This is a genomic window from Pseudomonas sp. HP_14 (assembly GCF_055283875.1).
Map to the genome: position 1 here is coordinate 164033 of NZ_JBTOQI010000041.1, position 15332 is coordinate 179364.

Annotated in this window: 10 protein-coding genes; 6 read left to right on the plus strand and 4 right to left on the minus strand. The window is 57.4% G+C overall.

Annotated elements, in window-relative coordinates; genetic code table 11:
- Positions 1 to 13 precede the first annotated feature (13 nt).
- Positions 14 to 358: a YggL 50S ribosome-binding family protein gene (locus ACYASS_RS19965; protein WP_122664571.1), complete on the minus strand. Its 345-nt coding sequence runs from the start codon at positions 356 to 358 to the stop codon at positions 14 to 16.
- A 316-nt stretch (positions 359 to 674) separates the two neighbouring features.
- Here ACYASS_RS19965 and dacB point away from each other — a divergent pair, with 316 nt between their 5' ends.
- Entirely contained in the window at positions 675 to 2141 is a 1467-nt protein-coding gene (dacB, locus tag ACYASS_RS19970; RefSeq protein WP_243247286.1) for a D-alanyl-D-alanine carboxypeptidase/D-alanyl-D-alanine endopeptidase, read from the plus strand.
- A 165-nt stretch (positions 2142 to 2306) separates the two neighbouring features.
- Here dacB and ACYASS_RS19975 read toward each other — a convergent pair whose 3' ends face one another.
- Both ACYASS_RS19975 and rlmKL read right to left on the minus strand, forming a co-directional pair.
- The gene (locus ACYASS_RS19975) at positions 2307 to 4709 is read right to left on the minus strand and encodes a sensor domain-containing diguanylate cyclase (protein WP_463587390.1); all 2403 of its coding nucleotides are present in this window, start codon (positions 4707 to 4709) and stop codon (positions 2307 to 2309) included.
- 151 nt (positions 4710 to 4860) lie between these two features.
- On the minus strand, positions 4861 to 7131 hold the full coding sequence (rlmKL, locus tag ACYASS_RS19980; protein WP_463587391.1) for a bifunctional 23S rRNA (guanine(2069)-N(7))-methyltransferase RlmK/23S rRNA (guanine(2445)-N(2))-methyltransferase RlmL: 2271 nt from the start codon (positions 7129 to 7131) through the stop codon (positions 4861 to 4863).
- A 565-nt stretch (positions 7132 to 7696) separates the two neighbouring features.
- Between rlmKL and rmf the strand changes: the two genes are divergently transcribed.
- On the plus strand, positions 7697 to 7912 hold the full coding sequence (gene rmf / locus ACYASS_RS19985) for a ribosome modulation factor (protein ID WP_002553055.1): 216 nt from the start codon (positions 7697 to 7699) through the stop codon (positions 7910 to 7912).
- A gap of 123 nt (positions 7913 to 8035) precedes the next feature.
- Here rmf and ACYASS_RS19990 read toward each other — a convergent pair whose 3' ends face one another.
- Complete coding sequence (locus ACYASS_RS19990; protein WP_463587392.1) at positions 8036 to 9079, minus strand: quinone-dependent dihydroorotate dehydrogenase; 1044 nt, start codon at positions 9077 to 9079, stop codon at positions 8036 to 8038.
- Positions 9080 to 9868: 789 nt separating this feature from the next.
- Here ACYASS_RS19990 and ACYASS_RS19995 point away from each other — a divergent pair.
- The 4 genes from ACYASS_RS19995 to ACYASS_RS20010 all read left to right on the plus strand — a co-directional run bounded on the left by ACYASS_RS19995 (position 9869) and on the right by ACYASS_RS20010 (position 15051).
- Positions 9869 to 11080 carry a CmpA/NrtA family ABC transporter substrate-binding protein gene (locus ACYASS_RS19995; protein ID WP_463587393.1) on the plus strand — a complete coding sequence of 404 codons (1212 nt, stop codon included), beginning with the start codon at positions 9869 to 9871 and terminating at the stop codon, positions 11078 to 11080.
- A 13-nt stretch (positions 11081 to 11093) separates the two neighbouring features.
- Positions 11094 to 11669: an ANTAR domain-containing response regulator gene (locus ACYASS_RS20000; RefSeq protein ID WP_122664634.1), complete on the plus strand. Its 576-nt coding sequence runs from the start codon at positions 11094 to 11096 to the stop codon at positions 11667 to 11669.
- Between the two features lie 503 nt (positions 11670 to 12172).
- Complete coding sequence (locus ACYASS_RS20005) at positions 12173 to 13384, plus strand: nitrate/nitrite transporter (RefSeq protein ID WP_463587394.1); 1212 nt, start codon at positions 12173 to 12175, stop codon at positions 13382 to 13384.
- Between the two features lie 8 nt (positions 13385 to 13392).
- Complete coding sequence (locus ACYASS_RS20010) at positions 13393 to 15051, plus strand: protein kinase domain-containing protein (RefSeq protein WP_463587395.1); 1659 nt, start codon at positions 13393 to 13395, stop codon at positions 15049 to 15051.
- Positions 15052 to 15332 lie beyond the last annotated feature (281 nt).

The following is a 15332-nucleotide window of genomic DNA, read 5'->3' on the forward strand; positions in this document are numbered from 1 at the left end:
TGCCGCCCTGACATCAGGCTGCCGGATTGATCGGCGTTTCCGGGTGCCATGCGTCCATGAGCGGGCTGACTTCAACTTTGGTCAGTTCGCTGCGACCCTTGAGCCATGCTTCAACGATTGCACGCTGCTCTTCGCTGACAGAACCGCGTTTGGCGAGGCAAACCAGACCGAAGTCATCACCACCAACGTAATCGAGACCATTGGCGTCCATGGCTTCAGTCAGAAAAGCGTCGAGGAATGCGTCGATCGCCTGGTCATCCAGATCTTCCTTGAAGTCCAGGTTCAGCTCAAAACCCAGCTCCTGGAATTCATCAACGCAGAGTTTTTTGCGCAGACGACGGGAACGATTAGTGGCCATTGGAACAATCCTCTTGAGTAATATCGGGGCGCACTTTATCAGCTTGGCAAAGCAAATGCCCATAAAACCGGCGCAGTCAGACCAGCCAGCGCCATTGATAGCGACACTGTGCTGCATCGCAATGACAAAAATACTTGGCCCGGACGCCTGACCAGGGCACAACTCGCCCACGGTTGGGGCATAATGCCGCTCTATTCAGACGTATTACATATTGTTAACGAACCGTTTCGGCGTTTTATTTGAGTCATCTGTATTTTTTATCGAGGGAATCCATCCATGCCCTCTCGTGTCCCGTCTTTGTTGTAGGGGTTGTTGAATGATCAAATCATTGCGTCCATTGTTTTTTGCCTCGCTTCTTTTACCGCTGGCCCTGCCTGTCTACGCCGCGCCTATCAATACTTCACTCCCCCCCAAAGTTCAGCAAGCGCTCAAAGCCAGCAAGCTGGGTAATGACGCGCTTTCATTGGTGATGTTGCCCCTGAACGGGCCCGGCACGCCGACGGTGTTCAATGCCGATGTTTCGGTGAACCCGGCTTCAACCATGAAACTGGTCACGACCTACGCCGCCCTTGAAATGCTTGGGCCTACCCACCAGTGGAAAACCGAATTCTTCACCGACGGCACGCTTAATAACGGCGTGTTGCGTGGCAACCTCTACCTCAAAGGCGGCGGCGACCCCAAGCTGAACATGGAAAAGCTCTGGTTGCTGATGCGTGACCTGCGTGCCAATGGCGTGCAGCAGGTTACCGGCGATCTGGTGCTGGATCGCAGCCACTTCGTACAACCGCAACTGCCCGTGTTCGATGATGATGGTAACGACAGAAACAAGCCGTTCCTGGTCAAGCCTGACTCGCTGATGGTCAATCTCAAGGCGCTGCGCTTCATCACACGTAACGATGGCGGCAAAGTCATGGTGTCGGTTGAGCCGCCGATCGCGACTATTCGCGTCGATAACCAGGTCAAAGCTCTCGCGTCCAAACAATGTGGCGATGTTCGTTATAACCCGGTCACCCAGCCGGATGGCACGGTTAACGTGACTGTCACCGGCCAGCTTGGCGATGGCTGCAACTCGCAGACTTACCTGTCTCTGCTGGATCACCCGACTTATGCAGCGGGTGCCGTACGGGCGATCTGGCAGGAGTTGGGCGGCACCATTCAAGGCAAGGATCGGGTGGACGTAGTACCCGGCAGCGCCAAGTTGCTGGCCAAGGCTTTTTCACCAGACCTGGTTGAAGTGATTCGCGACATCAACAAATTCAGCAACAACACCATGGCTCAGCAGTTGTTCCTGAGCCTGGGCTCGGAGTACCGCAACGATGCTGATGGTGATGACGCCAAAGCAGCACAACGGGTGATTCGTCAGTGGCTGGCCAAGAAAGGCATTACGGCCCCTCATCTGGTCATGGAGAATGGCTCTGGGCTCTCTCGGGACGAACGCGTCAGCGCCCGGGAAATGGCCATCATTCTGCAAGCCGCGTGGAAAAGCCCCTACGCAGCAGAATTCATGAGTTCCATGCCGCTTGCAGGCATGGACGGCACCATGCGCAAGCGCCTGAAGCGCACTCCGCTGCTGGGTGAAGCGCATATCAAGACCGGCACCTTGAACAACGTTCGCGCTATTGCTGGCTTCAGCCGCGACAGCAATGGCAATACCTGGGCAGTGGTCGCCATCCTCAACGACCCACGACCATGGGGCGCTTCGTCAGTGCTCGATGAAGTGCTGGTCGAGCTGTATCGTCAGCCGAAACTGGGCGACAACACAGTGTCTATACGACAGCAGTAAGGGACAGAGAAATTTGGCGGGTGATTCAGGTCGCCCGCTTGCCCCTATCAGACAAACAGCAATATGTGTTTTCTGTAGGAGCTGCCGAAGGCTGCGAAACATTTTTCCTGAGATACCGCCGTCGCAGCCTTCGGCAGCTCCTACAAGACCAATGTTTGCCAATCCTCACAAACTCGCCGTCTCCTGGCTTTCACACTCAACCCGATCCCGCCCTGCCTGCTTGGCCGCATAAACCCCGGAGTCTGCACGCAGCAGCAGCACATCCGCACCCTCACCTGCCCGCCAGCTCGCGACACCAAAACTGGCCGTGACCAGCCCGACACCCTCCACAGGATGACTGCGCAACACAGTCCAGAGCTGAATCGCCAGTTCGTGAGCCTCAATGGCCGTGTTGCCTGGGCAAAGCACCATAAACTCCTCACCGCCCAGTCGACAGAAGACATCGCTGCGGCGCAATCGGGTGGTGATTCTTTGGCAAATGGCCTGTAGCACCGTGTCACCGACCGCATGCCCATACTCATCATTGATGCGTTTGAAGTGATCAATATCGAGCATGATCAGCGACAACGACCCGCCATGACGATGGACACGGGCCAACTCAGCATTCAAGCGCTCCTGGAAATAACGCCGGTTGTAGGCACCCGTCAAGACGTCGGTAACCGACAGCGCGCGCAACTCCTCCTCCACACGCTTCAAGTCAGTGATCTCGGAGAGGAAACCATGCCAGATCACCGCCCCGCCGGGCTGGGCTTCAGGCGTTGCGTGGCCGTGTACCCAACGCAGCCCATCCCCGGGAACGTTGAGTCGGTACTCAGCCTGCCAAGGCGTCATTTGTTGCGCCGAGGCGTACATGGAGTCCTTCACGCGCTGCGCATCCAGAGGATGGACACGAGCAAATACCGATTTGAAATCCAGCAGCATCTGCTCATGAGTCATGCCATGCAGTTCGCACATTCCATCGTTGATGTAGTTGAAACGCGACTGACCGTCGGCGTCCATCTGGTACTGGTAGATACCGCCAGGCACATGCGCGCTGATTTTCTTCAGTAGAAGGTCTCGGGCTGCCAGTGCTTCATAAACCAGCGTACGCTCGGTGATATCAATACAGACAGCCAGATACCCGACCCACTGTTCATGTTCGTTGCGCACTGCAGTGACCAGCATGTTGACCGTCAGGGAACTGCCGTCATGGCGAACGAATGTCCACTCGTGGGACTTGTGACCATTCGCCTCGTTTGCCTCCACAAAGATCGCCTGACTGGCGGTAACCCGATAACCATAAGCCTGACTCAAATGCTGAGCATGGTCTTCCAGTTCGGCAGCCAGTTGCAGGTCCTTGAGCTGGAAATGGCCCAGCACCTCCTCCTCGCTATACCCCAACATCTTCTGCGCGCCCACGTTGAACGTACTGATCACCCCGTTCAGATCCGTCGCAATGATTGCAACATCGGTTGCCGCATTCAGTACATTGCTGAGCTCCCCATGCGCACCACGCAACTGCCGCTCGCGCACACGCAGTTCGGCTGTACGCTCATCAACCAGGCGCAAGGCACGCTGGCGCTGACTGACCAGGTTGTAAAGCAGTGCGCTGAGTAGCAGGCTCAACAACCCACCCATGAGAATCACGGTGCCAGCCAGCGACTGATTACTGTTCATGAACATCTCGGTGGGCCGGATATCCAGTAGGTAGTCACGATTCGCCATGCGTAATAACGTGCTGACCCGCATTTCATCCGATGCGGCAGGCGTGGCCGATTGATAGAGCAACTGCGGTTCCGCTGGCGATGTCAGGTCCCGCATGGTCAGTGTCAGGTTGTCCTGAGACGGTAGCCCCTCAGTCATCAACTTGCTGAGGCTGATGACCGCCATGACGAAGCCACTGACCTCGCTTACAGAACCAGCTTCAGCGGACATGACGGGCGCCAGTAGCAACACGCCGCTGGAATTCTCAGGCTCCAGACCGACAAGATTGACTCTTGGTGTTGCGACCATTGCTCCCAGCTTGCCAGCCAGATCGATGGCATCACGGCGCACACTTTCAGACCCGATATCAAAACCCAGCGGTAACGGCAGGCTGCTGCGCGACCGGGTAAAGAGCATCGGGAAATAGTCGGGTCGGATACCGGCCGTTTCGAGCGTCCCGTTTTGAGCTATCTGACGAATCGTAAAACCCGTTAACCCCTCGGCTACCGCCTGCTGCTCAAACGAGTGGCGCTGCGCGTTCAGCACTTTTGGCGCCCATGAATAAGCCTGAGTGCCGATCAGTAAAGGATCAGCGAACCCATTGAATTCAGCTCGGGTGACGGTATCGGAGAATGTGAAGAAGCGCCGCAGGCTATCCAGACGATAGGCCTGGCCATCGAGGCGCTCCTGAATACGACTGAAGCGTTCATTGGCCAGCAGATCGAAACGCTGACGCAATTGGCGCTGATAGAGTTCGAAGTTGGCCATTGCCAACACAGCGGTCAGAACGGCACCCACCAGAAAGGCAAATGTCGCGACGACCCACGCAGAGGCTTGTTCATTGATAAAGCCAAGAATCTTGGGGCGAATCTGACTCGTAGGCATAAATCGGACTCGTGACGCTACAGCATAGAGACGCGTCACGCTGGCTGTAGCTCAGTTATAGCTATTCGCCAGTAGTTTGCCTAGCCTGAGCCTGCCCCATTTGCGCATCGATCCGTCACAAATGCGAACGGATCGATGCTCGTCGAGCCGATTATTTGGCTGTGATCTTCCACGCCCTGTGGATTTTGCTGTTGCGGGCGAAGTCAGGATCAATGGTCTGGCCAGTGATTTCTTCCACGGCATAACGCTGTGCAAGGTTTTCATCGAGGACAAACTTGCGGAAGTTGTTCGAGAAGTACAGCACGCCACCTGGCGCGAGGCGAGCCATGGCCAGGTCAAGCAACTGCACCTGATCACGTTGTACGTCGAAAATCCCTTCCATACGCTTGGAGTTGGAGAAGGTCGGTGGATCGATAAAGATCAGGTCGTACTCTTCACGGCAGGCCTCCAGCCAGGCCATGACATCGCCCTGCTCAAGACGGTTTTTGTCAGAGAAGCCATTCAGCGACAGGTTGCGACGCGCCCAATCGAGGTAAGTCCGGGACAGGTCAACACTGGTGGTGCTACGCGCACCGCCTTTGGCCGCATGCACGCTGGCTGTTGCGGTGTAGGCGTACAGATTGAGGAACCGCTTGCCCTCGGCTTCACGCTGGATACGCATGCGCATCGGACGATGATCAAGGAACAGACCGGTGTCCAGGTAATCCGTCAAATTGACCAGCAGCTTGATGCCACCTTCATTGACTTCAACAAACTGGCCCTGAGCACTTTGCCGCTCATACTGTTTGGTACCGCTCTGACGTTCGCGGCGCTTTATCACCACGCGACTCTTGTCGACATTCAGCGCTTGAGGGATCGCTGCCAGGGCATCGAACAAACGGGCAGAAGCTTTTTCCGGATCGATGGACTTTGGCGCTGCGTATTCCTGAACGTGAACCCAGTCCTGATACAAATCGATAGCCAGAGAATACTCAGGCATGTCGGCGTCATACACGCGATAGCAATCGATGCCTTCACGACGCACCCATTTGCCCAACAACTTGAGGTTCTTCTGCAGGCGGTTGGCAAACATCTGCCCGCCTTCGCTCAGGCGCGGCTGTTCGACAACCACTGGGGCCGGCTTGATCGGGTTACCGTTCTTGTTGTACTTCTCGTACTTGCCTGGCGTGACCAGCTGGCTGGTGTCTTCCGGTTCGACTTGCTCACGCTCAACCTGACGCTGTTCGGCCGTGCGACGCTCGCCCGTCACGAACTGGTCGGGCAGGACTTTGATAAGCAGCAACTTGCACGGCAAGGCACCGTTCCAGAAAGCATATTGCTTGTGACTGCGAATCCCCATGCGCTTGCCCAGATCCGGCGCGCCGGTGAACACCGCAGCTTCCCAGTTCAGGCAGGCCTGGCGCAAACGCTCGCCCAGGTTCTGATAGAGATACAGCAAGCTCGCTTCGTCGCCCAGTCGTTCGCCGTATGGAGGGTTACAGATGACCAGACCTTTCTGGTTCTGATCCGGACGCGGCTCGAATGTCGCTACTTCACCCTGATAAATCTTGATCCACTCACTCAGTCCCGCCCGCTCGACGTTGTTACGACCGGGCTGAATCAGACGCGGATCAGCTTCATAGCCGCGAATCCACAGTGGTGGTTTGGCCAGACCAGCCTCGGCCCGCTCCAGCGCTTCGTCATGCAACTTGCGCCACAACGCTGGTACATGCCCAAGCCATGCAGAAAAGCCCCAGCGCTCACGCTTGAGGTTAGGCGCGATGTCGGCAGCGATCATCGCCGCCTCGACCAGGAAAGTGCCCACGCCGCACATCGGGTCAGCCAGCGCGCCGCCTTCAGCAGCAATGCGCGGCCAGCCCGCACGAATCAGAATCGCGGCAGCCAGGTTTTCTTTCAATGGCGCTGCGCCCTGCTGCAGACGATAGCCACGTTGGTGCAGGCTATGGCCAGACAGGTCCAGAGACAGAATCGCCTCGCCGCGATCCAGACGCAGGTGCACACGCAGATCCGGGTTCAGCTTGTCCACTGAAGGACGCGAACCGTCTGGCATGCGCAACTTGTCGACGATGGCGTCCTTGACCTTCAAGGCGCCGAAATGGGTGTTGTCGATGCCCGAACCATGACCGCTGAATTCAACCGCCAACGAGCCATCCGGCTCCAGATGGTCGTGCCAGTCGACATGCAGGACGCCGTTGTACAGGTCTTCCGCGTCCTTCATCGGGAAACGCTTCAGGACCAGCAGGACGCGGTTGGCCAGACGCGACCAGAGGCAAAGCCGGTAGGCAGTCTCCATGTCGGCACTGCCCCTGATGGCCGAGGTGTGTTCGCGGGTTTCCTCGAGGCCAAGCGCAGTGGCTTCCTCGGCAAGCAGCCCTTCCAGGCCTTTAGGGCAAGTGAGGAAAAGTTCGTAACGGTCCGACATGAGTCTTCCAGGGCCTGAGCCATAAGCGGCGGGCAACGCATTGCCCGACCAGATTTAAAACAGACGTCTTTCTTGGAGAACGCCTGCGTGGCACACAACTTGTGCCTGACCACCCTGTGAACGTATGTCACCAAGGCAGTCATCCCCTGACCATCATGGCCAGGGAACATTTAAAAATTACTATTCAGCACGACAACGACGGTAATAAAAAGTCACATCGCGACCCTTCGTCGAATGACGCGTGCTTGCAAGCCGCCATCATCTGCGGTTGCGAAGCGGTCTCAACACTCGTCACAAGCCTTACAGGAGCAGGGCTGCACAAATAATCAAGTTTGAAACACATCTTTGCTTATGTTCCAGTTATTACAAATATGACGTGCTTATGACAAAACGGTCATTCACAGCGTTCGATCCATTGGTTAGAAATCACCACAGGTTGTCACCGCAACGGTGAGAACACTAAAGCCCGCGACGCCGGCAGCGGGTACCAACGGCAGAAAATTTCTGCCCGACCTCGACATGAGGTCTCAGGGACATAACAGTCAACAAACGAGGGCAACACCCTATGAGAAGACTTAAGCGTGATCCGTTGGAAAGAGCATTTTTACGCGGATATCAGTACGGCGTTCATGGTAAATCCCGTGAGCTTTGCCCTTTTACTCTACCGTCGGTGCGCCAAGCCTGGATCAATGGCTGGCGAGAAGGACGCGGCGACAACTGGGACGGTATGACCGGCACTGCGGGAATCCACAGACTCAACGAACTTCACGCGGTCGGATAATCAGGTAATTTCCGACCAGTCCATCAAATCTCTGAAAGCAGTTCAAACCAGAAGCGTCCCATCCGGGCGCCGGGCGCAAGCCCAAGGGGTTCCATATGGAGCCCCTTTTTTTATCGGCGGATTTTAGGAGTCAGCCACGTCCTGGCGTTTAGGCATGGCGGCGATCGCATCTACTGACTGACGAATCAGCGCCGGGCCTTTATAGATAAAGCCGGAGTAGATCTGCACCAGACTGGCACCCGCAGCGATTTTCTCAGCCGCATGCTTGCCTTCGGTGATCCCGCCCGCCGCAATGATCGGCATACGCCCGGCCAGTTCGCCAGCCAGCACCTTGACGGTGTGGGTGCTCTTTTCACGAACCGGAGCGCCGGACAGACCGCCCGCCTCGTCACCATGCGGCAAACCTTCGACGCCTTCGCGGCTCAGGGTGGTGTTGGTGGCGATCACTGCATCCATGCCCGACTCGATCAGTGCCGCTGCTACCAGCACGGTTTCTTCATCGGTCATGTCCGGTGCAATCTTGATAGCCAGCGGCACTCGTTTGCCGTGCATCCGGGTCAGCGCTTCCTGACGAATGCGTAATGCTTCGAGCAGTTGCTTGAGCGAATCGCCGAACTGCAGGCTGCGCAGGCCGGGTGTGTTTGGCGAACTCACATTGACCGTTACATAGCTGGCGTGGGCGTAAACCTTATCCAGACAGATCAGGTAGTCGTCTACCGCGCGCTCGACCGGCGTATCGAAATTTTTACCGATATTGATACCCAGAATGCCTTTGTAGCTGGCGGCCTGAACCCGGGCGACAAGGTTGTCGACACCCAGGTTGTTGAAGCCCATGCGGTTGATGATCGCTTCAGCATGAGGCAAGCGGAAAATTCGCGGCTTCGGATTACCGGGCTGAGGACGGGGAGTGACCGTACCGATCTCAACAAAGCCGAAGCCCAGCTGGGCGAAGCCGTCAATGGCGGCGCCATTCTTGTCCAGACCAGCAGCCAGCCCGACTGGATTAGGAAAATCCAGCCCCATGACATTAACCGGCAGACGCGCCGGAGCCTTGCTCAACAGGCCATTGATACCCAACCGGCCACCAGCGCCAATCAGATCCAGCGACAGGTCGTGGGAAGTTTCCGGGGAAAGTTTGAACAGTAACTGGCGGGCCAGGTTATACATGGGCGGGCGCGGCTCGTAAGAAGCTGAATTCAGGGCGGCGATTATAGACGTCTGAGCGATTGCGTGCGAGGCATGCCTGCAGGCTTTTGCATGAACTGATCGATTGTGATGCTGTGATTAGCATAGGTATATGCACATCATTCATGCAGCGATTCTTTGTGTACATATCCATTACCGCGGTCAGGGCTGATATTGGTTGCGCCCTTACGGCGCCTCACTTTTGCGCCGGAAGCCGGCCCAGCCAAAAGTAAGCAAAAGTCTTTTACCCCACCACTCGGCACCTCGCTGGTGCCCGGTGTACCCGCCCGCAGATCAAAATCAAAAGCGCGGCGGCCTGACAGCCGACCTGATTCTTGGGTTTACTGCACAACTGTAGGAGCTGCCGAAGGCTGCGAAGCGGTGTGTCAGACGAGACCTTTGTTGGATTTGCGGACGTCTCGCGAACAAGTTCGCTCCTAGCGGTTCGGGGTGTAACCGCTGTATTCGCTTTGCTTTTGATCTGAGGCGCCCCGTCAAACCACGTCGGCCGAGCGACAGCGAGGTACACGACTTGAAAGCAGTCTAGATACCTATGCCACGATTAGGTGAGCATGACACTGGCATATCGCTTGCTTGGCTTAAGCTAATAGCAGCGCGCCAACGATGGCATCCTGCATCGACAACGGCGTCGTTCCGTCTTTGCTTTTGCGAAGGATTGAACGACGCTTTTTTTATGGAAAATTCCTGCCAGCCCGAACCGGAAATCACAGGTTCACCCGCAGTCGTCATGGCAGAGGACAGATGACCTTTATGAACGAGCCCACTCGAAACCCCTTGGCCTGGGTAGCTGGCAGCGATGCGCCAGAGATGAACAGTCTGGACATCGGCTTCATGCCTTTGTCCGATAGCGCCTCTATCGTGGTGGCCGCGACACAGGGCTTTGCCCAGCCTTATGGCCTGAGCCTGAACCTCAAACGTCAACCCTCCTGGGCCAGCCTGCGCGACAAACTGGTCAGCGGCGAATTGCACGCAGCCCACAGTCTCTACGGGTTGATTTACGCGGTTCAATTGGGGATTGGCGGCAGCGCAGCCACCGACATGGCCGTGCTGATGGGGCTGAATCAGAATGGCCAGAGCATCAATCTGTCGCGTGCGCTGCAAGACGCTGGCGTGGTCACTCCTGAGGCACTGGATCGCCAGGCGCACCAAAGCGGCACAAAGCTGACCTTCGCGCAGACCTTCCCTACCGGCAACCACGCCATGTGGCTTTACTACTGGCTGGCAAGTCAGGGTATTCACCCCTTGCAGGACGTTACCAGTGTGGTGGTCCCGCCGCCGCGTATGGTTGAGCACCTGGAAGCCGGTCGAATTGATGGTTTCTGTGTGGGCGAACCCTGGGGCGCCAGTGCGGTGGATCAGCAATTGGGCTTTACCTTTGCCACTACTCAGGCAATCTGGCCGAACCATCCGGAAAAAGTGCTGGGCTGCACCCGTGAATTCGTTGAACAGAATCCGAACGCGGCACGAGCCTTGGTCATGGCCGTACTGGAAGCCAGTCGCTTCATCGAATCCAGCGACGAAAACCGCCGCAGTACCGCGCAACTGCTCAGTGGCGCGGACTATCTCGATGCTCCCGCCAGCTACATCGAACCCCGCCTGATGGGCGATTATCGAGACGGACTGGGTAACCAGTGGCACGATCACCATGCATTGCGTTTCCACGGCAATGGCGAAGTCAATCTGCCGTATCTGTCCGACGGTATGTGGTTCATGACTCAGTTCCGGCGCTGGGGCTTGCTGCGTGAGGATCCTGACTACCTCAATGTCGCCAAGGGCGTGCATCAATTGGCGCTGTACCGACAGGCCGCCGAGGCGCTGGGCATCGAGGTTCCGGCAACAACGATGCGCAGCAGCCAGTTGATCGACGGCAAGGTCTGGGACGGCTCTGATCCGGCAGGCTATGCGCGCAGCTTCAAGCTTCATGCGCTGGCCAGTTCGGCAACTGCCGACCTGACTCAATGAGGAGCTGATGACTATGCTGCGTATCCTCTTGATCAATGACACGGCAAAAAAAGTCGGGCGTCTGAAGGCCGCGCTCAGTGAGGCGGGCTTTGAGGTGATCGACGAATCCGGGCTGATTATTGACCTGCCCGCCCGGGTTGAAGCACTCCGCCCGGATGTGATTCTGATCGACACCGAATCACCTGGCCGCGATGTGATGGAGCAGGTGGTGATGGTCAGTCGCGATCAGCCGCGCCCTATTGTGATGTTTACCGATGAGCATGATCCGGGCGTGATGCGCCAGGCCATCAAGTCGGGGGTAAGTGCTTATATCGTGGAGGGCATTCATGCCCAGCGTCTGCAACCGATTCTCGACGTGGCGATGGCCCGCTTTGAGAGCGATCAAGCCTTGCGTGCACAACTTCAGGCACGGGACCAGCAACTGGCCGAGCGCAAACGCATTGAATTGGCCAAGGGCCTGCTGATGAAGATGAAAGATTGTAAGGAGGAAGAGGCCTATACCCTGATGCGTCGCCAGGCCATGAGTAGACAGCAGAAGCTGATTCAGGTCGCGGAGCAGATTATTGCGATGAGTGAGTTGTTGGGGTGAGTCGTAGTTTTGTGGATTTGCGGGAGCAGAACAAGCTCTTCGCCTATCAAATTATATGTATGCCATTGAATTTAAAAGCTTTCTGTAGGAGCTCACGAGCACCGCGAGGCAGCGATGGCGTCCTGCCTGATATATCGCCATCGCGGCCTCGCGGTGCTCGTGCGCTCCTACAAATACACCGGTTGGCTCGAGGCAGCGCAGTTTGATGGACCGTAGAACAACTCCCATAAACCCTCTGTCTTTCTAGATGGCCCAGCTTTTGCTAGCTAATCACCACAGGTAACCAACGGCGGTTGCCCCACTCTACGACAAAGACGTCGCACACCTCTTTCGCCAACGCGAATCAGGTTGCGGCGTTTTTTGCGTTTTGGCTCCAGTGACTGGAGTTGGTGGAGCTGCCGAGGTTATGGACGCCCACCTGCAGGTTTCTAAAGATTCAAGCCCGTTACGGCTCAGGTCCGTGCCTGAACCGACAGATCTCCTTTTTGCAGATGAGGTGTTCAATGAATACAAGCTTCTGGAAGGCCGGTCACAAACCGACCCTGTTCGCCGCATTTCTGTATTTCGACCTGAGCTTCATGGTCTGGTACCTGCTCGGCCCAATGGCAGTGCAGATCGCAACCGACCTGCAACTCACCACCCAACAACGCGGCCTGATGGTAGCGACGCCGATCCTGGCGGGCGCCCTGCTGCGCTTTGTGATGGGGATCGTGGCAGACCAGCTGTCGCCGAAGACCGCCGGCATCATCGGCCAGGTCATTGTGATTCTGGCCCTGTTCACGGCCTGGAATCTGGGCATTCACACCTACGAGCAGGCGTTGCTGCTGGGCGTATTTCTCGGGGTGGCAGGTGCATCGTTCGCGGTCGCATTGCCGCTGGCCTCTCAGTGGTATCCAGCGGAGCATCAGGGCAAGGCGATGGGCATTGCCGGTGCAGGCAACTCGGGCACGGTGCTGGCAGCGCTGATTGCCCCGGTACTGGCGGCAGCCTTTGGCTGGAGCAATGTGTTCGGCTTTGCGGTCATTCCGCTGGTGCTGACGCTGATCGCGTTCTCGCTGATGGCACGTAACGCTCCAGAACGCGCCAAACCCAAGTCCATGAGCGACTACCTCAAAGCACTGGGCGATCGTGACAGTTGGTGGTTCATGTTTTTCTACAGCGTGACCTTTGGTGGTTTTATCGGCCTGGCCAGCGCCCTGCCCGGCTACTTCAATGACCAGTATGGCCTCAGCCCGGTTACGGCCGGTTACTACACCGCAGCCTGCGTGTTTGGCGGCAGTCTGATGCGTCCATTGGGCGGTGCGCTGGCTGACCGTTTCGGCGGGATTCGCACCCTGGCAGGCATGTACGCCGTCGCTGCAATCTGCATCGCAGCAGTGGGTTTCAATCTGCCCAGCTCTTGGGCCGCATTGGCGCTGTTTGTCGCCGCGATGCTCGGTCTCGGTGCAGGTAATGGCGCAGTGTTCCAGTTGGTGCCACAACGCTTTCGCAAGGAAATCGGCGTCATGACCGGCCTGATCGGCATGGCGGGCGGTATCGGCGGCTTCCTGCTCGCGGCCGGCCTGGGTTCGATCAAGCAACACACCGGCGACTATCAGATAGGCCTGTGGCTGTTTGCATTTCTTGGCGTACTGGCCTGGTTCGGCCTGCTTAACGTCAAGCGCCGCTGGAGAACCACCTGGGGCTCGGCAGCAGTAACCGCTGCACGCGTCTGAGGTCATTGATGAGCTTGCGACTGAGCGTTGCTCAATTCAGCGCCAGCGGGCCGCGGGCGGAAAATCAGGACGCTATGCGCCTGGTGACTCCGGCCCCGGCCCTTGCCGCCAGTAAGGGCTATCTGTTTGCCCTGGCCGATGGCGTCAGTCAATGCGTGGATGGCGCCCTCGCGGCGCAATCCACCTTGCAAGCGCTGGCGCTGGATTACTATTCGACGCCGGAAACCTGGGGCGTCGCTCAATCCCTTGACCGGTTGCTGCTGGCACAGAATCGCTGGTTGCAGGCCAATGGCTTGCTGACCACCCTTAGCGTGCTGGTGCTACGGGGCCGGCGCTTCACCCTCGCCCACGTAGGCGATTGTCGTGCCTATCGCTGGCATGCGGGAGAACTGCAACGCATCAGTGAAGATCACGTCTGGGAACAGCCAGACATGCAGCATGTGCTCAAACGTGCTCTGGGGCTGGACCAATACCTGGTCATGGATTATCTGGACGGCGAGTTGCGCGAGGGCGAACGCCTGCTACTGCTCAGCGATGGAGTCTGGGCAACATTGGGTGATGCGAGTATTCGTTCGATTCTCACTGAGCAAGAGGATCTGGATCGTGCCGTGCAGACGCTGGTCAGCGCCGCACATCTGGCCGGTAGTCAGGACAACGCCAGTGCCGTGCTGATTCGCGTCGACGCGCTGGGTCAGGATGACCTTGGCGACGCTCTCATCCAGCTTCAACAATGGCCATTGCCGCCTCCTTTAAAGACTGGCCAGGCTTTTGAAGGCTGGCAGATTAACGGGTTGCTGGCGGAGTCTCGGCAATCGCTGCTTTATCGGGTCACCGACCAGCACAATCAGCGCTGGTTACTGAAAACGCTCCCCGGCAATCGCCATGACGAACCCGGCGCTGGCCAGGGATTGCTGCTCGAAGAATGGTTTTTGAAGCGCGTGGCGGGCCGTTTTTTCCCTGAAACCCATCCCGTACCTGATCGCCAGCACCTGTATTACGTCATGCGTGAACATTCAGGCCGCAGCCTGATGCAACTTTTCAATGAGCACGGCCAACTGTCCGTGGCGCAATGGCTGGCGCATGCCACGCAGCTATTGAGAGCAGTCGGCTTGCTGCACCGGCGGAATATTATTCACAGGGATATCAAACCGGAAAACCTGTTGCTCGAAGATGACGGCGAATTACGTCTGCTGGATTTCGGCCTCGCCTACTGTCCCGGCCTTTCCACGCTGACACCGGGCGAGTTGCCGGGCACGCCAAGCTTCATAGCACCAGAAGCATTCAATGGCGACGAGCCCACTCCCCGCCAGGATCTTTATGCGGTGGGCGTGACCCTTTATTACCTGCTGACCGGACATTACCCGTACGGCGAGATCGAAGCGTTCCAGCATAGGCGTTTCGGTATACCAACCCCCGCCAGCCGCTATCGCCCCGACCTGCCCGACTGGCTGGACCACAACCTGTCCAAGGCACTGCAGGCCGATCCGCAACAGCGCTACGAAACTGCTGAACAGTGGCTACTGGAACTGGAACAGGCGGAGCACCGTCCACTGGTGAAACGCGCTCAACCGCTGCTTGAACGCGAACCACTAAAGGTCTGGAGGACGGTGGCGCTGGTTTCTCTGCTACTGAATCTGATCGCCATCGTTTGGCTGATGCGTCACTGAGCAAAATCGCCCCGGTTCGGGGCATAGCGCACCAAGGTGATACTCCCCGATAAAATGCGACGCTGTGGGAGCAGGGCCTGCCTGCGATAAGGGCACCGCGCTATGAAGTGAACCGGGTCCCGCCCTATCGCTGGCAAGCCCTGCTCCCACAGTTTCTCCACCAGACAACACTCTATCTGGCACACCCCCTGCATATCTTTCCTCAAGCAACTCATATCGCTCCAGCCTTCAAAGACGAAGGCTGAGCTTCCCGAGAGAACGGGACCGGACAAAGGCGTCCT